20 protein-coding genes are annotated in these 21,279 nt (G+C 72.8%); 5 read left to right on the forward strand and 15 right to left on the reverse strand.

Features of this window, described 5'->3' with window-relative positions:
* Positions 1-8 precede the first annotated feature (8 nt).
* The 8 genes from NPS70_RS05560 to NPS70_RS05595 all read right to left on the reverse strand — a co-directional run bounded on the left by NPS70_RS05560 (position 9) and on the right by NPS70_RS05595 (position 9,381).
* Entirely contained in the window at positions 9-251 is a 243-nt protein-coding gene (locus tag NPS70_RS05560) for a hypothetical protein (RefSeq protein WP_256522871.1), read from the reverse strand.
* Positions 248-1,747 carry an Asp-tRNA(Asn)/Glu-tRNA(Gln) amidotransferase subunit GatA gene (gene gatA, locus NPS70_RS05565; RefSeq protein WP_256522872.1) on the reverse strand — a complete coding sequence of 500 codons (1,500 nt, stop codon included), beginning with the start codon at positions 1,745-1,747 and terminating at the stop codon, positions 248-250. The genes NPS70_RS05560 and gatA overlap by 4 nt, the downstream gene beginning before the upstream one ends.
* Positions 1,748-1,752: 5 nt before the next feature.
* A complete protein-coding gene (gene gatC, locus NPS70_RS05570) occupies positions 1,753-2,049 on the reverse strand; it encodes an Asp-tRNA(Asn)/Glu-tRNA(Gln) amidotransferase subunit GatC (RefSeq protein WP_256522873.1) in 297 nt (98 codons plus the stop codon).
* Between the two features lie 159 nt (positions 2,050-2,208).
* On the reverse strand, positions 2,209-4,326 hold the full coding sequence (locus NPS70_RS05575; RefSeq protein ID WP_256522874.1) for a bifunctional diguanylate cyclase/phosphodiesterase: 2,118 nt from the start codon (positions 4,324-4,326) through the stop codon (positions 2,209-2,211).
* Between the two features lie 414 nt (positions 4,327-4,740).
* On the reverse strand, positions 4,741-6,939 hold the full coding sequence (ligA, locus tag NPS70_RS05580) for an NAD-dependent DNA ligase LigA (protein WP_256522875.1): 2,199 nt from the start codon (positions 6,937-6,939) through the stop codon (positions 4,741-4,743).
* A 30-nt stretch (positions 6,940-6,969) separates the two neighbouring features.
* Positions 6,970-7,974, reverse strand: coding sequence for a methionine synthase (locus NPS70_RS05585; protein ID WP_308314985.1), 1,005 nt, complete (start codon positions 7,972-7,974; stop codon positions 6,970-6,972).
* 161 nt (positions 7,975-8,135) lie between these two features.
* Positions 8,136-8,825, reverse strand: coding sequence for an SDR family oxidoreductase (locus tag NPS70_RS05590; RefSeq protein WP_256522876.1), 690 nt, complete (start codon positions 8,823-8,825; stop codon positions 8,136-8,138).
* A 16-nt stretch (positions 8,826-8,841) separates the two neighbouring features.
* Complete coding sequence (locus NPS70_RS05595) at positions 8,842-9,381, reverse strand: TIGR00730 family Rossman fold protein (protein WP_256522877.1); 540 nt, start codon at positions 9,379-9,381, stop codon at positions 8,842-8,844.
* Between the two features lie 378 nt (positions 9,382-9,759).
* Here NPS70_RS05595 and NPS70_RS05600 point away from each other — a divergent pair, with 378 nt between their 5' ends.
* Positions 9,760-10,380, forward strand: coding sequence for a hypothetical protein (locus tag NPS70_RS05600; RefSeq protein WP_256522878.1), 621 nt, complete (start codon positions 9,760-9,762; stop codon positions 10,378-10,380).
* Between the two features lie 106 nt (positions 10,381-10,486).
* On the opposite strand, the gene NPS70_RS05605 is transcribed toward NPS70_RS05600, so the two are convergent.
* From NPS70_RS05605 to NPS70_RS05625, 5 genes are all read right to left on the reverse strand, one after another.
* Entirely contained in the window at positions 10,487-11,080 is a 594-nt protein-coding gene (locus NPS70_RS05605; RefSeq protein ID WP_256522879.1) for a hypothetical protein, read from the reverse strand.
* A gap of 71 nt (positions 11,081-11,151) precedes the next feature.
* Complete coding sequence (locus NPS70_RS05610; RefSeq protein ID WP_256522880.1) at positions 11,152-11,463, reverse strand: hypothetical protein; 312 nt, start codon at positions 11,461-11,463, stop codon at positions 11,152-11,154.
* A 212-nt stretch (positions 11,464-11,675) separates the two neighbouring features.
* Positions 11,676-13,934 (reverse strand): hypothetical protein, encoded by a 2,259-nt coding sequence (locus tag NPS70_RS05615; RefSeq protein ID WP_256522881.1) that lies wholly within the window; start codon positions 13,932-13,934, stop codon positions 11,676-11,678.
* A gap of 19 nt (positions 13,935-13,953) precedes the next feature.
* Entirely contained in the window at positions 13,954-14,379 is a 426-nt protein-coding gene (locus NPS70_RS05620) for a hypothetical protein (RefSeq protein ID WP_256522882.1), read from the reverse strand.
* A gap of 250 nt (positions 14,380-14,629) precedes the next feature.
* The gene (locus NPS70_RS05625; protein WP_256522883.1) at positions 14,630-15,535 is read right to left on the reverse strand and encodes an alpha/beta fold hydrolase; all 906 of its coding nucleotides are present in this window, start codon (positions 15,533-15,535) and stop codon (positions 14,630-14,632) included.
* 267 nt (positions 15,536-15,802) lie between these two features.
* On the opposite strand from NPS70_RS05625, the gene NPS70_RS05630 reads away from it, so the two are divergent.
* On the forward strand, positions 15,803-17,602 hold the full coding sequence (locus NPS70_RS05630) for a hypothetical protein (RefSeq protein ID WP_256522884.1): 1,800 nt from the start codon (positions 15,803-15,805) through the stop codon (positions 17,600-17,602).
* Between the two features lie 2 nt (positions 17,603-17,604).
* On the opposite strand, the gene NPS70_RS05635 is transcribed toward NPS70_RS05630, so the two are convergent.
* On the reverse strand, positions 17,605-18,090 hold the full coding sequence (locus NPS70_RS05635; protein WP_256522885.1) for an ATP-binding protein: 486 nt from the start codon (positions 18,088-18,090) through the stop codon (positions 17,605-17,607).
* 249 nt (positions 18,091-18,339) lie between these two features.
* Between NPS70_RS05635 and NPS70_RS05640 the strand changes: the two genes are divergently transcribed.
* Positions 18,340-19,194 carry a helix-turn-helix transcriptional regulator gene (locus NPS70_RS05640; protein ID WP_256522886.1) on the forward strand — a complete coding sequence of 285 codons (855 nt, stop codon included), beginning with the start codon at positions 18,340-18,342 and terminating at the stop codon, positions 19,192-19,194.
* Positions 19,195-19,404, forward strand: coding sequence for a DUF397 domain-containing protein (locus NPS70_RS05645; protein WP_256522887.1), 210 nt, complete (start codon positions 19,195-19,197; stop codon positions 19,402-19,404).
* On the opposite strand, the gene mnmA is transcribed toward NPS70_RS05645, so the two are convergent.
* Positions 19,373-20,500 carry a tRNA 2-thiouridine(34) synthase MnmA gene (gene mnmA / locus NPS70_RS05650; RefSeq protein WP_256522888.1) on the reverse strand — a complete coding sequence of 376 codons (1,128 nt, stop codon included), beginning with the start codon at positions 20,498-20,500 and terminating at the stop codon, positions 19,373-19,375. The genes NPS70_RS05645 and mnmA overlap by 32 nt on opposite strands.
* 61 nt (positions 20,501-20,561) lie before the next feature.
* Between mnmA and NPS70_RS05655 the strand changes: the two genes are divergently transcribed.
* A complete protein-coding gene (locus NPS70_RS05655) occupies positions 20,562-21,254 on the forward strand; it encodes an N-acetylmuramoyl-L-alanine amidase (RefSeq protein WP_256522889.1) in 693 nt (230 codons plus the stop codon).
* The last annotated feature ends 25 nt before the right edge of the window (positions 21,255-21,279 follow it).

A 21,279-nucleotide genomic window follows, 5' to 3' on the forward strand; every position in this document is an offset into this window, starting at 1 on the left:
CTTCCCTCTCAGCCCAGCAGGACGTCGTCGTCGCCGAGCCGCTTGAGCTCGCGGTACAGGATGGCGAGGCCCGTGACGATCGCGGCGGCGGACACCGCGGCGTCGGCGAGGCGCAGGAAGTCGTTGTCCTTGCGGGCCATCTTGATCTGCTTGGCCACGCTGATCCCACCGAAGGCGGTGCTGGCCAGCGACACGTACAGACCGGTCTTGGACTTCTTGAAGTTCTTGGCCTTCTTTGCCATGGCGCTCATAGCGAGGGTGCCTCCTCCAGCAGGGTGTGGCCCCACCTTTCCACGAAGGCGGCCTCGACGGCGGCTCCGACCTTGTACAGCCGGTCGTCCTTCATGGCGGGGGCGATGATCTGCAGGCCGACGGGCAGGCCGTCCTCGGGCGCGAGACCGCACGGCAGGGACATCGCCGCGTTGCCGGCCAGGTTGGTCGGAATGGTGCACAGGTCGGCGAGGTACATCGCCATCGGGTCGTCGGCGCGCTCGCCGATCGGGAAGGCGGTGGTCGGGGTCGTCGGGGAGACGATCACGTCGACCTGCTCGAACGCCTTCTCGAAGTCGCGCGTGATCAGGGTGCGGACCTTCTGCGCGGAGCCGTAGTAGGCGTCGTAGTAGCCGGAGCTCAGCGCGTAGGTGCCGAGCATGATGCGCCGCTTGACCTCGGCGCCGAAGCCGGCCTCCCGGGTGAGGGAGGTGACGTCCTCCGCGGACCGGGTGCCGTCGTCGCCGACCCGCAGCCCGTAGCGCATGGCGTCGAAGCGGGCGAGGTTCGAGGAGCACTCGGACGGCGCGATCAGGTAGTACGCCGCGAGCGCCAGGTCGAAGGAGGGGCAGTCCAGCTCGACGACCTCCGCGCCGAGCTCCTTCAGCAGCCCGACGGACTCCTCGAAGCGCTGGACGACGCCGGCCTGGTAGCCCTCGCCGCGGAACTGCCTGACCACGCCCACGCGCATGCCCTGCACGCTGCCGTTGCGGGCCGCCTCGACGACCGGCGGGACCGGGGCGTCGATCGAGGTGGAGTCGAGGGGGTCGTGGCCCGCGATGGCCTCGTGCAGCAGGGCCGCGTCGAGGACGGTCCGGGCGCAGGGGCCGCCCTGGTCCAGGGAGGACGAGAAGGCCACCATGCCGTAGCGGGAGACCGCGCCGTAGGTGGGCTTGACGCCGACGGTAGCGGTGACGGCCGCGGGCTGGCGGATGGAGCCGCCGGTGTCCGTGCCGATGGCCAGCGGGGCCTGGAAGGAGGCGAGGGCCGCGGAGGAGCCGCCGCCGGAGCCGCCGGGGATCCGGGTGAGGTCCCACGGGTTGCCCGTCGGGCCGTAGGCGCTGTTCTCGGTGGAGGACCCCATGGCGAACTCGTCCATGTTGGTCTTACCGAGGATGACCACGTCGGCGTCCTTGAGCCGCTTGGTCAGCGTGGCGTCGTAGGGCGGGATCCAGCCTTCGAGGATCTTCGAGCCCACGGTGGTGGGCATGGAGCGCGTGGTGAAGATGTCCTTCAGCGCGAGCGGCACGCCGGCCAGCGGGCCGAGCTCCTCGCCGCGGGCGCGCTTGGCGTCGACCTCGCGGGCCTGCGCGAGGGCGCCCTCGCGGTCGACGTGCAGGAAGGCGTGGACCTTCTCGTCCACGGCCTCGATGCGGGCGAGATGGGCCTCGGTCACCTCGACGGCGGTGAGTTCGCCGGCGGCGATCCGCCGGGCCGTCTCGGCTGCCGTGAGCTTGATGATGCTGTTGTCCGTCATGGCGGTCACTCCTCACCCAGGATCTGCGGCACCTTGAAACGCTGCTGCTCCTGGGCCGGCGCGCCGGAGAGCGCCTGCTCGGGGGTGAGCGACGGGCGGACCTCGTCCGCGCGCATGACGTTGGTCAGCGGCAGCGGGTGGGAGGTGGGCGGTACGTCTTGGTCGGCGACCTCGGAGACGCGGGCGACCGCGCCGATGATGTCGTCGAGCTGTCCGGCGAAGTGGTCGAGCTCTTCACCGGACAGCTCCAGGCGCGCCAGCCGGGCGAGGTGGGCGACCTCCTCGCGCGTGATGCCAGGCATGCAGCGATCCTCAGGGTGAGTGTGTGGGCTTTGGCCCAATCCTATGGGGCGGGGCGGGGTGCCCGTGCAACGGATGCGGCCCGCCCCCGCCCCGGCTGCCGGGCCCGCCTCCCGCCGCCGCCCCGGTGCGGGCCGGGGCACCGGGTGGGGAGGCCGCCGTCAGGTCACCGCGCGGCGCGGGGAGGGCTGCGGCGGGGGCCTCTCCCCGGCCGGGAGGGCGGGGCGGCCCCAGCCGCGCCCGCCGCGCGCCAGCAGCCACGCCGTGGTCTCGGCGGGCGGCATCGCCGCCGCGACCAGCCACCCCTGCACCGCGTCGCAGCGCAGGTCCCGCAGTCGCTCCCAGGTCTCGTCGTCCTCCACGCCCTCGGCGACGACCAGCAGCCCCAGCGAGTGGGCGAGGTCCACGGTGCAGCGGACGATCTCGGCGTCCTCGGCGTCGCGGGCCAGCCGGGCGACGAAGGAGCGGTCGATCTTCAGCTCGCTGACGGGCAGCCGCCGCAGGTGCACCAGGGAGGAGTAGCCGGTGCCGAAGTCGTCCAGCGACATCTTCACCCCGTGGTCGGCGAGACCGGCGAGGGTGTCGGCGGCCCGCTGGGGCTCCTCCAGCAGCACGTGCTCGGTGATCTCCAGCTGGAGCGCGGCCGGGGGCACGCCGTGGCGGGCCAGCCGGGCGGCGACCGCACCGGCGAAGCCGGGGGTGTGGACGTCGCGGGGCGAGACGTTCACCGCGACGGGGACGTCCAGTCCCTGGGCCCGCCAGGTGGCCGCCTGGGCCAGGGCGGTCTCCAGCACGTACTCCGTCAGGTGCGGCATCAGTCCCGAGGACTCGGCGATCGCGATGAACTCGTCCGGAGGCACCCGGCCGCGCTCCGGGTGCACCCAGCGCACCAGGGCCTCCAGGCCCGAGACCTGGCCGTCGAAGCGGACCTTGGGCTGGTAGTGGAGCTCCACGTCGCCCGCGTCGAGCGCCCGGCGCAGGTCGCCGAGGAGGCCGAGGCGGTCGGGGGTGTTGCTGTCCCGCTTGGACTCGTACACCTCCACGCCCGTGCGGTCCCGCTTGGCCTGGTACATGGCCACGTCGGCGCGGCGCAGCAGACCCTCCGCGTCGAGAGCGTGGTCGGGGAAGACGGCGAGCCCGGCACTGGCCTCCAGGACGAGGGTGAGCCCGTCGAGGTCGAGCGGGGAGGACAGCTCCGCGACCAGGTGCCGGGCGACGCGCTGGGCACTGGTCGTGGAGTCCGCGGCGGGCAGCAGCACGGCGAACTCGTCACCGCCGAGGCGGGCTGCCTCGGCGCCCCGCGGCAGGGCCAGCCGCAGGCGCTCGGCGATCTGGAGCAGCAGCCGGTCCCCGGCCAGGTGGCCGAGGGTGTCGTTGACCGAGCGGAAGCGGTCGAGGTCGATCAGCACCAGCGCGGAGCGGGCGCCGGAGTTCTCGGCGTCGTCCAGGGCCGTCCAGGTGCGCTCCAGGAGCCACTGGCGGTTGGGGAGCCCGGTCAGCGGGTCCTTGAGCTGCTCCTCGGCCCGGGCCCGGGCGATCCAGAGGGTGGAGTCCAGGGCGATCAGCGGCACGGCGAAGAGCGGGAGCAGCAGCGGAACGGCGACGGCCACCACGCAGATCAGGGGCGCGATGCCGACCAGGGCGACGGCGAACAGGCCCTGCCGCAGCAGCGCCGTGCGGGCGAGGGTGGGCAGCCCGCCGCCCTGCGGGGCGAGGGCGTACCACAGGAGCAGCCGGGTGACGGCGATGCAGGCGGTGGCCGCCAGCACGATCTCGGGAGCGGCGCCGACCCCCCAGTGGAGCGGGTCCCACGGCTCCTCGACCGTGGGGACGGTGCCGAAGCAGGCCAGCACCAGCGCCGCGGCGCCGATGCCGAGGATGTCGGCGGCGCCGTGCACCAGGCCCTGGCGGCGCCGGGTGCGCCCGACGGCCGCGACGAAGGCGGCCACGGCGAGGCCGACGAGGGAGGCGGGCACCCAGCCGTAGAGCAGCAGGGTGGCCAGGGCGAGCGCGGAGCCCGAGCCCGTCCCACCCCACCAGCGTTCGCGCCCGAGGGCGACGAGATGGGCGACGATGGTGCCGGAGAGCACGGCGAGGGACCAGCCGGCCGTTCCGCCGGGGAAGAGCGCGCCGCCCGCCGCGAGCGTGGTGGCCACGCCCGCGAGGACCATCAGCCCGGCGGCGGCGACGACCGCAGCGGGCAGCACGGGGACCGCCCTGGCCAGGGCCGTGAGTGCACGCGGTCGCGAGACCGTGGCGGCGCTCTCGGTCGGTTTCATTCCCGTCCCTCTCACAGCCGGCGGTACCGATGCCCGGGTGACTTCCGGTCGTTCGTGCCGGGACCGCCCGGCCGTGCGCCCGGCCGCCCCGGCGGGAACCGGACGGCGACCGGTGGTGGTTGCCCGAGCCGTGCCCCCGCGGCCGCGGGGCCCCTGCGCTGCTGTGCACGGCGGGCGCACAGCTCAACAGTAGGACGCGGGACGGGTGAACGGGCAGCGCTCTACTGCTCTTGCCCGAATGCGACCGGGCCACCCTTCTTCTTCTGATATGCACGGAACGTGTGACCTGTACTCGGCGTTCCACCGGCGCGGAACACGGCGCGTTTCGGCCGAGCGCACCCCGGCGGGAACCCCCGCGCACGCCCGGGGACGGGCGGCCCCCGGGCTCCCGAGCGGCCCGGGCGCGCCCCGGCGTCACTCCTCCCCGGTCACAGCCGCCTCCCGCGCCGCGTCGGGCCCCTCCTCCAACAGGACGGCGAAGCCTGCCTCGTCGAGGACGGGCACCTTGAGCTGGACGGCCTTGTCGTACTTGGAACCGGGATTGTCCCCGACGACGACGAAGGACGTCTTCTTGGAGACAGAACCGGCCACTTTCGCTCCGCGGCTCTGCAACGCCTCTTTCGCGCCATCCCTGGTGTGGTTCTCCAGGGTGCCCGTGACCACCACGGTGAGCCCCTCCAGCGGCCGGGGGCCCTCGTCGCCCTCGGGGGCCTCGTCCTCCATGCGCACGCCCGCGGCGCGCCAGCGCCGCAGGATCTCCTGGTGCCACTCCTCGGCGAACCACTGCTTGACGGCGGCCGCGATCGTGGCGCCCACTCCCTCGGTGGCCGCGAGCTCCTCCTCGGTCGCCTGCTCGATCCGCTCGATGGAGCGGAACTCGCGCGCGAGCGCCTGGGCGGCGACGGGCCCGACGTGCCGGATGGACAGCCCGTTGATGATGCGCGCCAGCGGCCGCTGCTTGGCCTCCTCGATGTGGGCCAGCAGCTTCAGCGCGTTGGCCTTGGGTGTGCCCGCCTTGGTGGCGAAGACCATGGCGGTCTTGTCCTCGCCGGTCTTCGGGTCCCGCTTCGGCAGGCCGCTGTCCTTGTCGACCACGTACGCCTTGATGGGCAGCAGCTGCTCGATGGTGAGGTCGAACAGGCCGCCCTCGTCGGCCAGGGGCGGCTCGGCGGGCTCCAGCGGTCTGGTGAGGGCCGCGGCGACCACCTCCCCGAAGAACTCGATGTCGAGCGCCTCACGGCCGGCCAGGTAGGACACGCGCTCGCGCAACTGGGCCGGGCAGGAGCGGGCGTTGGGGCAGCGGAGGTCGATGTCGCCCTCCTTCATCGCCCGCAGGGCGGTGCCGCACTCGGGGCACTCGGCGGGCATCACGAACTCCCGCTCGGTGCCGTCCCGGAGGTCGACGACGGGCCCGAGGATCTCCGGGATGACGTCGCCGGCCTTCCGCAGCACCACGGTGTCGCCGATCAGCACGCCCTTGGCCTTGACGACCTCCTGGTTGTGCAGGGTGGCGAACTCGACCTCCGAACCTGCCACGGTGACCGGCTCGACCTGGGCGTAGGGCGTCACCCGGCCCGTGCGGCCGACCCCGACGCGGATGTCGACCAGCTTGGTGTTGACCTCCTCGGGGGCGTACTTCCAGGCGATGGCCCAGCGGGGCGCGCGGGCGGTGGAGCCGAGGCGGCCCTGGAGCCGGATCTCGTCGAGCTTCACGACGACGCCGTCGATCTCGTGCTCCACGGAGTGGCGGTTCTCGCCGTAGTGGGCGATGAAGGCGCGGACCTCCTCCAGCGAGGAGACGACCTTGTAGTGGCGCGCCGTGGGCAGGCCCCACTCGTGCAGCAGTTCGTAGGCCTCGGAGAGCCTCTCGATGTCCAGGCCCTCCCGGGCGCCGATGCCGTGGACCACCATGTGCAGCGGGAGGGTGGCGGTGACCCTGGGGTCCTTCTGCCGCAGCGAACCGGAGGCGGAGTTGCGGGGGTTGGCGTAGGGCTGCTCCCCCGAGGCGACGCGCCGCTCGTTGAGGGCGAGGAACTGGTCCATGGGGAAGTAGACCTCGCCCCGGATCTCCACCAGGTCCGGGACGCGGTCGCCGTGGAGGCGGTCGGGGATCTCCGCGATGGTGCGCACGTTGGGGGTGATGTCCTCCCCGACGCGCCCGTCGCCGCGGGTGGCGGCGCGGGTCAGGCGGCCCTTCTCGTAGGTGAGGTTGACGGCCAGGCCGTCGACCTTGAGCTCGCACAGGAAGTGGTGGCCCGGCGCACCCACCTCGCGTGCGACCCGCTCGGCCCAGGCGGCCAGCTCCTCGTCGTCGAAGGCGTTGTCCAGAGAGAGCATGCGCTCGCGGTGCTCGACCTTGGTCAGCTCCGTCTCGTAGTCCCCGGCGACCTTCTGCGTCGGCGAGTCGGGGCTGCGCAGGGCCGGGTACTCCTCCTCGACGGCCTCCAGGGCCCTCAGGAGCGTGTCGAACTCCGCGTCGCTGACGACCGGGGCGTCCTTCACGTAGTAGCGGAAGCGGTGCTCCTCGACCTGCTCGGCGAGCCGGGCGTGCCGCTCCCGCACGTCGGCGGGCAGCGCCGCCCCCGTCTCGGCCGTCTGCTCTTCGCCAGCCACCGTCTCGTCCTCCCGTGTCCCGTGACCCCGTCACTCAGGGTTGTCTGCGAGTGATCTCGCGGCCCGGACGCAGTGGGCCAGCGCGGCGCGCGCGAACGCGGGCGAGGCACCCGCGAGACCGCACGACGGGGTGAGGGTGACGGACTCGGCGAGAGTCCCCGGATTCAGCCCCAGCCTGCGCCACAGCGTCCTGACACCCCTGACGCTACCGCCAGGGTCGGACAATGCGGCCTCCGTGGAGGGCACCACGCCCGCGAGCAGCCGGGTGCCGCCCTCGACGGCCTCGCCGATCGCCTCGTCCTCACGCTCGGTGAGGAGCCCGAAGTCGAAGGAGACGCCGGCCGCCCCGGCCCGGCGCAGGAGCGCGAACGGAACCTCCGGGGCGCAGGAGTGCACCACCACCGGGCCGTCGTGCACGGCCACCAGGTCACGCAGCGCGGACTCGGCGACCTGCCGGTCGACCGCGGGGTGGGTGCGGTAGCCGCTCGCGGTGCGGACGCGCCCGCGGAGCACGGCGGTGAGCGAGGGCTCGTCGAGCTGGAGCACGATCCGGGCCCCGGGGACCCGGCGGCGGACGTCGGCGAGGTGCCCGCGCAGGCCCTCGGCCAGCGAGGCGGCGAGGTCGCGGCAGGCCCCGGCGTCGCCGAGGGCCGCCTCGCCGCCGCGGAGCTCCAGGGCCGCGGCGAGCGTCCACGGGCCGACGGCCTGCACCTTCAGCGGGCCCTGGTAGCCCTGGGTGAACTCCTCCAGCGCGTCGAGGTCCTCGCCGAGCAAGGAGTGGGCCCGGCGGGTGTCCCGTCCGGGACGGTCGCTGACCCGCCAGCCGCTGGGCTCCACGTGCGCGTACATCTCGACCAGGAGGCCGAGGCTGCGGCCGATCATGTCGGCGCCGGGTCCGCGGGCGGGCAGCTCGGCGAGGTGGGGGAAGTCCTCGAAGGTGCCGGTCACGGTCTTCGCGCTCTCGCGGGCGTCCCCGCCGGGCATGGACCCCACTCCGGTCGCCGGGGCCCAGGGGAAGGTGTTCGTGTCGCTCACCCGGGCAGCGTACGCGGCGCGCGGGGAGGACCGCGGGACCGGTGCCCGGCGGGGCCCGGGGGCCGGGCCTGCCGGGCTCCGCCGGGCGCCGCCTCCGGGCGGGGCGGGCGGCGCGCACCGGCGGCAGGCGGCCCCGGGGGGCGGTTCCCGGCTGCCCCGGGTCAGCGTCCCGGACGGACCGTCAGGTCGTTGACCTCGGCGTCGCGCGGCAGGTCGAGGGCCATGACCACGGCGGTGGCCACCGACTCGGGGTCGATCCAGCGGCCCGCGTCGTACTCCTTGCCCTCCTGGGCGTGCACCTTGGCCTGCATCGGGCTGGCGGTGCGCCCCGGGTAGACGGAGGTGACCCGCACCCCGGATGCGTGCTCCTCGGCGCGCAGCGAGTCCGCGAGCGCCTTGAGGCCGTGCTTGGAGGCGGCGTAGGCGGACCACTCGGCGTGGGCGTTCAGCCCGGCACCGGAGTTGACGAACACCACGTGCCCGCGGGAGACCCGCACCTGCGGCAGGAGCAGCCGGGTGAGTTCGGCGGGCGCCATCAGGTTGACCTCCAGCTGGTGGCGCCATGCCTTGGGGGTGAGTTCGCCGACCGGTCCGAGGTCCACGACGCCCGCGACGTGCAGCAGGCCGTCGACACGCTCCGGCAGCTCCTGGTGCCCCAGGGCCCAGGAGATGCGGTCCGGGTCGCCGAGGTCGGCCACGAGCGTCCGGGCTCCGGGGAAGCGCTCCGCGAGTTCCCTCGCGCGGCCCGCGTCGCGCGCCACGAGGACGAGGCCGTCGCCGCGCTCGTGCAGCCGCCGGGCGACGGCGGCGCCGATTCCGGATCCGGCACCGGTGATCACATGTGTAGGCATGTCCGCCATGCTCGCACTACCGGATGCCCGCGGCCTCCTCCAGGTAGGCCATCGCCCCGACGCCATCCTCCGCGAAGAACACCAGGTCGGTGAGGGGAAGCGGCAGGAAGCCCTCCGCGTCCATCCGCCGGAACTGCTCCTTGAGGCCGTCGTAGTAGCCGGCCGTGTTCAGCAGGACCACCGGCTTGGCGTGGTGGCCGTGCTTCTTCAGTTCCAGGATCTCGGTGGCCTCGTCCAGGGTGCCCGTGCCGCCCACCATGACCACGACCGCGTCGGACCTGGCGAGGAGCAGCGCCTTGCGCTCGGCGAGGTCCCGTGCGACGACCATCTCGTCGGCCCGGGCCCGGACCTTGTCGTGGAGGAACTCCACGGACACGCCGACCAGCCGGCCGCCGGTGTCCTCGACCGCGTCGGCCACGACCTTCATCAGCCCGCAGTCCGAACCGCCCCAGACCAGGGTGTGCCCGCCCTTGCCGATCAGCTCGGCGAACTCCCGGGCGGGGCCGGTGTAGCAGGGATCGAGGTCGGCGGCGGAGAGGAAGACGCAGATGTCCATGGCCCCACGGTACGGCCCGCCGGGGCTCCGGCCGCCGCCGCGTCGACCGGGCCCCCCGTCGGGCCCGGTGCGCGTCGGGGCGGGACGGGCAGGCGGCGGAACGGGGAGGCGGCCACCGTCGTGATCAGGTCATGTCCGGCGGGGGAACCGGCCCTACCGGTGGCCGCCCGGTGCGCCTGGGGCGTGAGACGTGATCTGGTGGAGCGGGTGCGGGTGGGGTGCCGCACCGCGTCCGGCCGCCTGGTCGCGGTGGGCGCGGTGGAGCCGCCCCGTGGGAGGGGCCGTCGGCCCCCGGCTCTCCGGAGCGGTTCCGCACCGCCCGCGCATCCACCGCGTACCGCACGGCCTCGTGCCGCACCTCGGAATTCGGAGCACCCCATGTCCCCTCCTGCGACCGGCCGTCTGCGTGCCGCCCTGCTGGGCCCGGCGCTCGCGCTCGGTGTCCTTGCCACCGGCTGCGGTTCCCCCTCGGACGCCCCGGCGGAGACCTCGGCCCGTCAGCAGCCCGCGGCACCGGCGGAGTCCACACCGGCCTCGCCCGCGGCGTCTCCTGCCGCGTCGCCGTCGCAGGGTCGGGAGCTGGCGACGGAGCAGGAAGTCGAGCAGGAGCTGGACGAGGTGGGCAGGGAGCGCGCCCGGCGGGAGGCGGTCCCGGGCGCCGTTCCGGTCTCGCCCGGCACGGCGGAGGCCGGTGCGCCGGGCACCCCCGTCGCCCAGGAGGGGGACGTGACCCTGTTCCCGCCCGTCAGGCGCGGCGAGGAGATCGCGGTGCCGGTGGAGATCGCCAACACGGGCGCCCGGCGGGCGATCTACCGCGTCGAGGTCCGCGTCACCGGTGCGGGCGGCTTCGACGCCACGCGCTCCCTGGAGACCGACACGGTGGGCGTCTACCCGGGCGCGTCCTGGCCGACCGAGCTGACCTTCACCGATCCCGGCGGCCCGGTCCCGGACGACCCGCGGGTCTCCATCGTCAGCAGCAGCAGGGAGATCATCGGCTGAGGACCCGTGGGCGTGCCGGACGCCGTCGGCACGGACACGGAGGGGAGCCGGTGCCCCGGGCCCGTCGATGCCCGGGGCGGCCGTGCGCATCGACGGGCCAGCGGCGTCAGGCGGTGCAGCCCACTCCGCGCTTCACGCTGGGGACGAAGTCGGCGACGAACGCCTCGACATCGGCCACACGCTGCCCGGCCTCCACACCGTGGTCCGGGTCGAAGAAGAAGCGGAAGAAGAGAGCCGAGTAGGGATCCTCGCACCCGGTGAGAGCCAACGCCCGGTCACTGCCCACGAGAGCCTTCTCCGTGGACGGAATCCGCGCCGTCGCACCGTCCTTGAAATTCGCGGGCTCCCAGTCCTCGGGATGCAGCCCACCCTCCTTCGACTCCCTGACCTCGACCGCCACGGCAATCCGACCGTCGATACGGATCCGGCAGAACGCGACGTACCCAGCCCCCGCCTGCGATGTGTCGGCAAGGCTCTCGCCGTCGAGCAGCACCGGGGACAGCGCGGCCTCCTGGACCTCGAAACCGCAGAACTCCTCCGGAACGGAGTAGCCACGCGCTTCGGAGGCGCAGCCGGCAAGCAGGCTCACCGCGGACACCCCCGCAAGCAATCCCGTCCCGTACGGGTTGCGCGCCACTCTCTTCCTCTCGCTCCGGCGTTCATCTCGCCCCGGCAACACCAGAACATGCTTCGCCGTCACGGTGAACCGATTCTCCGATCCCGATGCCACCGAACCGGCACGGCTCGACTCATCCTCACTGGAACGATCCATCAGGCCGTGCAGCCCACTCCCCGCTTCACGCTGGGGACGAAGTCGGCGACGAACGCCTCGACATCGGCCACCCGCTGCCCGGCCTCCACACCGTGGTCCGGGTCGAAGAAGAAGCGGAAGGAGAGAGCGGAATAGGGATCCTCGCACCCGGTCAGGGCCAGCGCCCGGTCACTGCCCACGAGGGCCTTCTCCGTGGACGGAATCCGCGCCGTCGCACCGTCCTTGAAGTTCGCGGGCTCCCAGTCCTCGGGATGCAGCCCGCCCTCCTTCGACTCCCTGACCTCGACCGCCACGGCCGTCCGGCCATCCACGACGACACGACAGGACGCAATAAGGCTCGGAGGATTATATGAAACGTCAGTGAGGCTTTCACCGTCAGGAAGAATCGGAGAGAGTGCGGATTCTTGCACCTCGAATCCGCAGTACTCCTTGGGAACAGCGTATCCGCGCCCGTCTGAGGTACACCCGGCCACTGCGGCCACGAAACCGACCACAAGCAGTGATGTCCAGAACCGACCGCCGCTCATTCCTGCTCCCCCGTAGTGCCATCGAAGGAAGAATTACCGGCATTGGCTGCTTCTCCGATCCGCTCGTAGACACCTTGCTCGCGCGAGTACCCAGTTTCGTTGGCTGCCCATTCGGAGTTGACCGAGTACCACTGATCAGCAAGGGACATGAGGTGCCCCTGGCGACGGTCGTACACCCTCACGTTCTCCGTCTCCATCGCCTTCTCTTCTCTTTGCGTCTCGTTCATCACCCACTGCGTGGTGACCATGTCGGCCCCCCTTTGCGCTATGTCGCCCACGACCGGGATGAAGTTCAGAACGGCACCGGAAGCGTGGTAGCTCCATGCCTTGTCCCAGGTCCGGTCCTTCAGGTCGCCCTGCATCGCGTTGTAGCGGCTCTCCTCGAGGAAACCGACCGTCCGGCCGGCCGACGACAGCGTGTCCTCCGGCGCACGATTCGTGTCGTGGAAGGATTCGACGATCGCGTAGTTCATCCCGGCGTTCAGGATGTCGTAGGAGTCCCTACTGCGGGATACCTGCTTCGTGATCTCGGCCAGCTGGTCGCGGTCCAGGACCGAGCTCCTGCCGTGCGTGTCGCTCATCTCCTCGTGCACTTCCCGGCCGTGGTTGATGAGGATCTTCGCCATGTCGTCCCGCAGCGCGGAGTGCATCTCGTCGCCCTGCTTCGACAGGAACTCCAGGCTGTGCTTGAAGACGCGGTCGTTGGCCTCGCTGTGCGACGTGGGCCGCGGTTCGCCGCCCGAGGGGTCCACGCCCGTGGCCGCCGCGGTGAGGGCCGCGCCCAGGCCCGCCCGGGTGTCCGCGTCCTCGACGTCCGGACCGGAGGTCTCGACCTTGCGGTACTCCCTGGTGTCGACGACGTCCCAGTCGCGCGCGCCGTCGCCCTGTCCCAGCAGGTACTCGAAGCGCTTCTTGCCCTCGTCCGTGGCCGGGTCCAGGTAGACGGCGGCACCCTCCGGGTCGCGGCTCATCACACCGAGCGCCCCGTCGACGGGGTCGTTGGCGAACCAGCCGTCCTTGTCGCCGCTGAAGTCTCCCCGCAGGTCCCAGATGTCGGGGTCCTTCTTCTCCATCGCGATCATGTTGTCCGTCACCTCGGAGACGAACGACGGGGAGTACCCCTCGCCCTGCTGCATGAGCGTGACCAGGCTCTGGTAGCCCCGTACCTCCTGGCCGTGGCCGTGGCCCAGCGAGATCTTCTCCCCGACGACCTCGGAGTCGAACTCGTCGTCCCCGAGCCTGTCGAGCTCGTCGATCCACTCGCGGTAGAAGCGCCCGTCGGAGGAGGCCCGCCATTCGCCGAACCGCTCCCGGTACTCCTCGCTCCCGTACTTCAGCGGCTGCCGCTTGCCGTCGGCGCCCCGGGGGCCCAGGAACTCGGGGACGCGTGTCGCGGTGGCGAGCGAGTTCGCCAGCCCCGTGTTGATGTGCAGATAGGAGCGCTTGTCCTTGGCGTCGTCGAGGTACGCGAGGTCGTTGAGCCGGTTCGACAGCTTGAGCGTGTCCTCGGGCCCGAGCGAGTTGAGCAGCGTCTGGCTGAAGACCCTGTTCTGGGAGTTGTCGCGCATCAGGCGCTCCCACTCCGCGAGGTCGGACGGCTCGCCGCCGGCCAGGATCTGGTCCGCGTAGACCTTGGCCCTGCGGGCCTCCACCAGTTCGATGTCGCCGACCGCGTTGGCGTTGAACCCGTCGCGTCCCAGAACGGAGTCAAACATCCGCTCGAAGAAGCTCTTGACGCCCGCCGCGTCGTGCAGGGCGAGCTTGACGCCCTTGTCGGCGTCGTCGACGGCCTTCACGGCCTGCTTGACCTTCTCGTTCCAGACGTCCACCGCGGCTCGCTTCTCCGCCGCCAGGTCCTTGGAGTCCGGGTCGTTCCGGTACTTGTTCAGCTCGGTGAAGTCGAAGTGGACCGTCCCGTTGGAGTCGACGTCCATCCCGTCCTTCTTCGCCTGCTCCACGACGTCGCGCACGGCGCCCACGAGAAGCGTGAACTGGCCGTGGGCGTCCCTGAGGATGTCGGCGATGGCTCGGGCCTCGGTCTGGCCCGCCGCGAACTCGGCCTTGGTGGCGTTGAACTTGACCGCGGCGGCGGCCGCGCTGATGCCCACCCATTCACCCCCCGTCGCGACGCCGAGGACCGTGCCGCTGTAGGCCTCTTCGAGCCTGCGGAAACCGTCGGCCATGTCGTCCCAGTCGTCGGCCGTCGAGGTGAGCGAGCCGAGGTCGGCGGAGACGACGTCCCGGTAGCTGAGCATGTCGGTGTCCCCCCGTCCGTCAGGCGTCGCGACGCGTCGCGGACGTGTTCACGGTCACCGACGACGCCTGGCCGTGCACCTCGTGGTCCACGAACCGGAAGTCGCTCTTCGCCTGCGTGAGCGCGGCCTGGTCGCCTTCGAGCCGGGTCTGGAGCATCGCCACCTGCCTCGCCCACTCCTCGTGCGCGTCCTTCAGGCCCGACCCGGTGTCCCAGGTGAGGAACTCGCGCTCCGTGGAGTTCGTCGAGTCGTCGGCGTGAACGCCCACCCTGCGCAGCCCGGGGCGTATGTGGACCTCAAGCGCGTTGATCGCGGCCTTCTTGCCCTGGGAGTGCGTCCGCAGGTCGGCGGCGCCGTCGGACCCCGAGGCGCTGTTCAGCTGCGTGCCGCCGTCGTTCCGCGCGGCGACGTCGGACTTGATCTGGTCCCACTCGTCCCAACCCATTGCTCTCCCCGTGACGATGTGTGATGTCGATGCCGGTGGCGTACCGCGCAGCGGCCCGGCAGGACGGTCCGGGCACCCGGACGCCGCCGTGGCGGCCGTGTCCCGGGCGTGCCCGGCTCTGCCGCCGTTCACGGCCGCCTGCCGGTGTGTCACGCCTCAGAACCCTCACCCCCGCCGTCCCGCCGCCCCGCATCCTACGTGGCACGGCGCGGCCCACCCGGCGGGCCGTCCGCCCGGGGCCCGGGCGGCCTCAGGCCGAGGCGGCGGGTCCGTCCGCGTCGGCCGGCACGTCCAGGAAGGCGCGGACCTCGCGGTTGAAGGCGTCGGGGTTCTCCCAGAACGCGAAGTGGCTCGCGCGGCCTTCCAGGATGCGCAGGGCCGCTCCCGGCACGGCCGAGGCCGTGAAGCGGGCGGCGGCGGTGGGGATCACGCTGTCGGCACCGCCGAGGACGAGGGTGGGGACGGTGATCCGGGGCAGGATGTCGCGCCAGTCCTGCACCACGTTGTCCAGGAGCAGCCTCCCGGCGTACTCCCTCGGCAGGAGCAGGTTCCGGGCGAGGACCCAGCGGCGGTCCTCCTCGGGGGCCGCAGGGCTCCACATGCCGTCCAGGAACTCGGCGCTCAGGCTCTCGGCGTCCGCCCCGGGGGCGCGCAGGCCCGTCACGACGTCGGCGATCTGGGCCAAGTCGTAGAGCGCGCCGACGCGGTCCGCCAGCCCGTCCGGCCAGTAGGGCTGCCTGATCAGGACCGGGGGTTCGTCGAAGAACACCAGGCGCGCCAGCCGGTCACCGCCGAAGAGGTCCCAGTAGGCCCAGGTGACGGAGCAGCCCATGGAGTGGGCCACCAGCACGATCCCGTCCAGGTCCAGGCCGTGGACGAGCTGGTGGAGGTCGTTCGCGAGGCGGGCGATCCGGTAGCCGTGGCCGGGCCGGTCGGAGTCCCCGTGGCCGCGGTGGTCCACGGCGACGACGTGGTGGGTCCGTGCGAAGTGGTCGATCTGGTGCCGCCACTGCGCGGCGGTCTGCGACCAGCCCGGCACGAGGAGCATGTCCGGCCCCGAGCCCGCCTCCAGGTAGTGGAGGCGGACACCGTCGTCGGTGGTCACGGAGCCGCTGCGCGCGTCGTACGTCCCGGTCCTCCGTGGTGCCGCGGGCATGTCGTGCCTCGTCCCTCCGCCCGGGGACACCGACGGTTTCGACAGCCTTGTCCCGGTATGACGTGTACGGAAGGCGATCCTGCACGGGTGCCCCGCCCGGGACAACCTCCCACGCCGAGCGGCCGGGCACCGGCGGCCCGCCCCCGGCTCCCGCCCGGTGGCGGGGCCGGGGGCGGAGGGCGAAACGGCGTGGCGCCCGCAGAGCCCCGTGTGCCAGGCTCGCCGTATGAACCGTGGAATCGAGATCCCCCGCACCCGGTGAGCCCCGTGACGGAGCGCCACGCTCCCCCGACGGGACCGTCCCTGTACGAGCAGGTGTGCCGGCTGCTGGACGCCGAGCCGGACCGCCGCCTCCCCGACCGCGCCTACGTGCTTCCCCGACCACCCCGAACGCCCGACTCCCCGGGTTACCCGCCGCGCCGCACTCACCAGGAGCGCGAAGAGATCGCCCGGCAGGCCCTTTCCGCCCTGGTGGCCGTCGAGAACCCGCCCACGTCGCGGGTGGACGAGGCCGAAGGCCACTTTCAGGCCATGCAGTTGAGGCCCTTTCATCTGTCGCGGGCCGTGCAGGCACTGGACGGCCCCGATACCGCTCGCGCTGCCGCACTCGGACGGCAGCTCGTGCGCAGGGGCCGCACGAGCCTCGGCGTCACCGCCGGAATCGCGCTGCTGGGGCGGTTCGGCGGCGCCGGGGACGTCCCCCTGATCTCGACCGTCGGCCTGGTGCGCGACCTGACCCCCTCGGCCGTCCGCGCGCTCGACAACCTCGACGAGGGCGCCGCCGCACGCTTGTGGCTGCCGCTGCGGCTCCGCGGCGCCATGAGGGCGCTGTACGCCGAACCGCCGCCCGTCGCAGCGGACTTCGAGGCCGTCCGGCGCTGGTTCGGGGACCTTCCCTCGGGCAGGCCGCCGATCGGGCCCACCGCGGCCCGCCGGCTCGCCGAGGCCGTCGACCTGCCCGGCCTGCTGGAGGCCGCTCCCGAGGACACCCGTGCCGCGGCCCGGGCGGCGCAGCTGCTGGCCACCATCACCGACCGGCACGGCGGCGACACCGAGATCCGCGCCTGCTCAGGGGCCGTTCGCGTCTACGAGGCCCTGCTGGGCCGCGTTCCGGCACTGCTGCGGGCCGACCCGGGCGTGGCCCCGACGCTGGTCGCCCTCGCCGTGGAGCTGCGTACGGGCGCGAGCGTCCTGCTGGACTGGCCCGCCGGTCGGCGGGAGGAACTGCTGGAGCGCCTGGCGGGGCAACTGCGTTCCGCCCTCGTCTCCGACACCGGCGGAACCTCGCCTCCCCACCGGGCGTGGGCCCGCCGCACGCTCGGCCGCCCCCTCGGTCCGGTACCGGGCGACATCCCGCTGCATGTGGAGGCCGCCGTGCCCGATCCCGCACGCCCGGGAGCCGTGGAGACGCGGATCATGCTGTACGGGCGCCCCATGGTGGCCGAGCTGTTCGGGCCGGGTCCTGCCGGAGACCCCTCCCACCTGCTCGACGGCGGCGGTCTGCGCGCCACCGAGGAGCCGCGCGAGGTGCGCCTGGCGGAGGCGTACTGCACCGAGGGCTGCTGCGGCGCGCTGTACGTGACCATCCGGCGCGAGGGCGTCGAGGTGGTCTGGGACGGCTGGCGCGGCGCGGAGCGGGGGGCGACACCCCCCGCGTACCGATTCGACGCCTCGGCGTACGACGCGGAGATCGCCCGCGCCGAGGAGGACCGGTCCTGGCAGTGGCCTGCCTGGCGGACGGCGCGCCTGATCGCCGACGGCCTCCGGAGGGAGGCCGTCCGGCGCGCCCTGGAGCGGTGGGAGCTGTGCCGCCCCAGGGCGTACACCCTGGAGGACCGGCCGGATGCCGTCGTGGTGCGGTTCACGCACCAGCCGGAGGCCGACGGGCCCTGGCTCCACTTCGCCCTGCACGTCCCCGACGACGGGAGGCCACCCGAGAAGGCGGCGGAGGCAGTGCTGCGGGGCATCGGGGAACGGGACCCCAAGGAGACCGCCACCGTATGCGGCGGCTCACCCGCGTACGCGCGGGCGCTGGGCTTCGCCTGGCCGGAGCGCCCGTCGCCCTGAGCTCAGGCGGCGAGGGCGGGCGGTGTCGGAGGCGTTGCGGGGAGGCGGAGCTCGAACCAGACGACCTTGCCCGTCCGCCCCGGGGCCGCCGCCTCCCGCACGCCCCCGCCCCAGGTGTCCGCGAGGAGGTCGAGGAGTTCCAGGCCGCGTCCGCCCTCCCGGTCCGCCGGGCAGGGCACGGCGAGGCGCGCGGGGAAGACCGGGCTGGGGTCGCTGACGCTCACCCTCAGCACGGGGTGCGCCCAGCGCAGCCGCATCGCGGCCGGACCGGGGGTGTGGCGCACGGAGTTGGTCGCCAGCTCGGAGGCCAGCAGCTCCGCCCGGTCGGCGAGTTCGCCCAGCTCGTGCGCGCACAGCACGGCACGCAGCAGGCCGCGCGCGATGCGGGGCGCACGGGGGTCGCGCGGGAAGTGCAGCTCGTACTCCCAGGGACGGGTGAGGGGGATGGGCCGGGGGGCGGGGTGCGGGGCGGTCGCCTCGTGGGTCATCGCGTCTCCGTGAGGGGGGTGGGTGGCTGGGGTCTGGCGTGGGGGCTCGACTCGACGGCCTCATGCGGCCCGGATCGGGACCGTGCGCTCCGCGTCGCGTCGGTTCCCCACTCGATCCACAACCCTGGCCGCTACTGACTCACATGTGAGTCAGAATTCACGAACGAGTGAATCGGAACTCGACCGCGATCGACGTGGGTTGATGATCTGACAGGCTTGCCCGGATACGGGAGGAAGGGGAGTCGTTGCATGGCGTCGCGAGCCGCACCCACGGGCCGTCAGCGTCGGCTGGCGACCGAGCTGCGCCGCATGCGCGAGGGTGCTGGCGTCTCCATCCGCGAGGCGGCAGCGATGCTGGGGGCCGACCGAACGATGATCTCCAACATCGAGGCCGGTCGCACGAGTGTCAGCGAGGACCGCGTCAGGCAGCTCGCCTGCCACTACCGCTGCCCCGACGAGGATCTGGTCGACGCGTTGAGCGCCATGGCGGCGAGCCGTCGGCGACACCACTGGTGGCGTGACTACCGGGGGCGGCTCCCGGACGGCCATCTCGACGTCTCGGAGGTTGAGCACCACGCCGTCCGCATCCGGACCGCCCAGACCGTCCATCTGCCGGGCCTGCTACAGACGGAGGACCACGCCCGCGCGATCTTCGAGCTGGCCGTGCCCAGACTGTCCCGTCTCGATGTCGAGCTGCGCGTGGCGCATCGCATGCAGCGGCAGTCGGTACTCCACGGGGACACCCCGACGCCGTACACGGGGATCATCCACGAGGCCGCCCTCAGGCTGGAGTTCGGCGGCCGAGCCGTTGCGCGCAGGCAGTTGGAGCGCCTTGCGGACGCCTGCGCCCAGCCGCACATCCGGTTGCTGGTGATCCCTTTCAGCGCAGGCGAGTTCCACGGCGCGGGGCAGTCGGTCCTGTACGCGGAGGGTCCGGTGCGGGCCTTGGACACGGTGCAGCTCGACACCGCGTTGGGAGCCAACTTCGTTGATGCACCGACGCCGTTGGCGAACTATCGTTCGCTGCTGGACCTGATGGAGCGGTCGGCGCTGCCGGCCGACGACTCACAGGACTTCATCCGGTCCATGGCGAAAGGACTGTGAATGGACCGGCGCACACCCGCCGCCCACTGGCGCAGGTCGTCGTACTGCGCCGGCGGAGGCAACAACTGCGTGGAGATAGCCCGCCTCGGCGAGGACGCCGTGGCCGTCCGCGACAGCGCAGCGCCCAGCCGGGCCCTGCGCGTCGGCGCCCCCGCCTTCGCCTCGTTCCTCGGCGCGCTCAGGCGGCCTCGGTCGTCCGGCGGACGGTAGCGGAGATCGTCGCGGAACCCACCACGCGCGTGCCGTCGTACAGGACGATCGCCTGCCCCGGCGCCACACCGCGGACCGGCTCGTCGAAGGTGACGCGCAGTTCGGCGCCGTCGACCGGCTCCGCCGAGACCGCGCACTCGCCGCCGTGGGCGCGCAGCTGCGCCGTGTAGCGGCCGGGGCCCTCGGGGGCGGAGCCGCACCAGCGGGGCTTGATCGCGGTGAGGCCGGTCACGTCCAGCGCCTCGACGGGACCGACGGTGACCGTGTTGTCCACCGGGGAGATGTCCAGGACGTAGCGGGGCTTGCCGTCGGGGGCGGGGTGGCCGATGCGCAGGCCCTTGCGCTGCCCGATGGTGAAGCCGTAGGCCCCCTCGTGGCTGCCGAGCCTGGTCCCGCTCTCGTCGACGATGTCGCCCTCCGCCCGGCCGAGGCGGTCGGCGAGGAAGCCCTGGGTGTCGCCGTCGGCGATAAAGCAGATGTCGTGGCTGTCGGGCTTCTTCGCGACCGCGAGGCCGCGCCGCTCTGCCTCCGCCCGGATCTCGTCCTTGGTGGTGAGGGTGTCGCCCAGCGGGAACATGGCGTGGGCGAGCTGCCGCTCGTCCAGCACGCCGAGGACGTAGGACTGGTCCTTGGCCATGTCGCTGGCGCGGTGCAGCTCGCGGACGCCGTCCTCGCGGAGGACGACCGTGGCGTAGTGCCCCGTGCACACCGCGTCGAACCCGAGCGCAAGGGCCTTGTCGAGCAGCGCGGCGAACTTGATCTTCTCGTTGCAGCGCAGGCAGGGGTTGGGCGTGCGCCCGGCCTCGTACTCGGCGACGAAGTCGTCGACCACGTCCTGGCGGAAGCGGTCGGCGAGGTCCCACACGTAGAAGGGGATGCCGATGACGTCGGCCGCGCGGCGGGCGTCGCGTGAGTCCTCGATCGTGCAGCAGCCCCGCGCTCCCGTGCGGAAGGACTGCGGGTTGGCGGAGAGGGCCAGGTGCACGCCGGTGACGTCGTGCCCCGCTTCCACCGCCCGGGCGGCGGCGACGGCGGAGTCGACTCCGCCGGACATGGCGGCGAGGACACGGAGGGGGCGCGGAGAGGTCTCAGTCATAGCCCCACCAGGGTAAGGGTGCCGGGGAACCGAAAGCTCGCGGATAGGCGTTGTCACGGGCATGGGGAACGAGAGCGGGCAGGGCGGCGGCAGCGGCAAGGGCAGGGTCACGCGCCGGGCCGTGCTGTTCGGGGGCGGTGCGGCGGTCCTCGGCGGGGGCTATCTCGTCCAGGACGAGGTCCGGCGGCTGTGGCGCGGAATGCCGTGGGTGCGGCCGCCCCGCAAGGAGGGGGAGATCGACCACGCGGGCGCCCAGTGGATCGCGGCCAACGCGGCGAACTGGCGGCTGGCCTACCGGCCCGACGACTACGAGATCGACCGCGTGGTGATCCATGTGGTCCAGGGCAGCTACCCGACCGCGCTGAAGGTGTTCCGGGACCCGACGCACGGGGCCGCGACGCACTACGTGGTCCGCAAGGACGGGCACGTGGCCCAGATGATCCGCGAGCTGGACGTGGCCTACCACGCGGGCAACCGCTCCTACAACGAGCGCAGCATCGGTATCGAGCACGAGGGCTTCGTGGACCGCCCCGAGGACTTCACCGACGCGATGTACGCGGCCTCGGCCCGGCTGACGGCCGACGTCTGCGCACGCTACGGCATCCCCGCGGACCGCGAGCACGTCGTCGGCCATGTCGAGGTCCCCGGCACCGACCACACCGACCCGGGCCCGCACTGGGACTGGGACCGCTACCTGCGGCTGGTGCGCGAGGCGCTGCCGCAGGCGCGCCGCGCCGCGGAGCGCAGGGCCTGAGGGACCGCTCCCGGGCGGAGCGGGC

The sequence above is a fragment of the Streptomyces sp. C10-9-1 genome (assembly GCF_024497955.1).
Taxonomy (GTDB): domain Bacteria; phylum Actinomycetota; class Actinomycetes; order Streptomycetales; family Streptomycetaceae; genus Streptomyces; species Streptomyces sanyensis.

Excerpts from the sequence above, each read along its gene's own strand:
- NPS70_RS05560 (WP_256522871.1), bottom strand. The coding sequence starts at position 251 with ATGAGCGCCATGGCAAAGAAGGCCAAGAACTTCAAGAAGTCCAAGACC.
- gatA (WP_256522872.1), bottom strand. The coding sequence starts at position 1,747 with ATGACGGACAACAGCATCATCAAGCTCACGGCAGCCGAGACGGCCCGG.
- gatC (WP_256522873.1), bottom strand. The coding sequence starts at position 2,049 with ATGCCTGGCATCACGCGCGAGGAGGTCGCCCACCTCGCCCGGCTGGCG.
- NPS70_RS05575 (WP_256522874.1), bottom strand. The coding sequence starts at position 4,326 with ATGAAACCGACCGAGAGCGCCGCCACGGTCTCGCGACCGCGTGCACTC.
- NPS70_RS05590 (WP_256522876.1), bottom strand. The coding sequence starts at position 8,825 with ATGCCTACACATGTGATCACCGGTGCCGGATCCGGAATCGGCGCCGCC.
- NPS70_RS05595 (WP_256522877.1), bottom strand. The coding sequence starts at position 9,381 with ATGGACATCTGCGTCTTCCTCTCCGCCGCCGACCTCGATCCCTGCTAC.
- NPS70_RS05600 (WP_256522878.1), top strand. The coding sequence starts at position 9,760 with ATGTCCCCTCCTGCGACCGGCCGTCTGCGTGCCGCCCTGCTGGGCCCG.
- NPS70_RS05615 (WP_256522881.1), bottom strand. The coding sequence starts at position 13,934 with ATGCTCAGCTACCGGGACGTCGTCTCCGCCGACCTCGGCTCGCTCACC.
- NPS70_RS05620 (WP_256522882.1), bottom strand. The coding sequence starts at position 14,379 with ATGGGTTGGGACGAGTGGGACCAGATCAAGTCCGACGTCGCCGCGCGG.
- NPS70_RS05625 (WP_256522883.1), bottom strand. The coding sequence starts at position 15,535 with ATGCCCGCGGCACCACGGAGGACCGGGACGTACGACGCGCGCAGCGGC.
- NPS70_RS05635 (WP_256522885.1), bottom strand. The coding sequence starts at position 18,090 with ATGACCCACGAGGCGACCGCCCCGCACCCCGCCCCCCGGCCCATCCCC.
- NPS70_RS05640 (WP_256522886.1), top strand. The coding sequence starts at position 18,340 with ATGGCGTCGCGAGCCGCACCCACGGGCCGTCAGCGTCGGCTGGCGACC.
- NPS70_RS05645 (WP_256522887.1), top strand. The coding sequence starts at position 19,195 with ATGGACCGGCGCACACCCGCCGCCCACTGGCGCAGGTCGTCGTACTGC.
- mnmA (WP_256522888.1), bottom strand. The coding sequence starts at position 20,500 with ATGACTGAGACCTCTCCGCGCCCCCTCCGTGTCCTCGCCGCCATGTCC.
- NPS70_RS05655 (WP_256522889.1), top strand. The coding sequence starts at position 20,562 with ATGGGGAACGAGAGCGGGCAGGGCGGCGGCAGCGGCAAGGGCAGGGTC.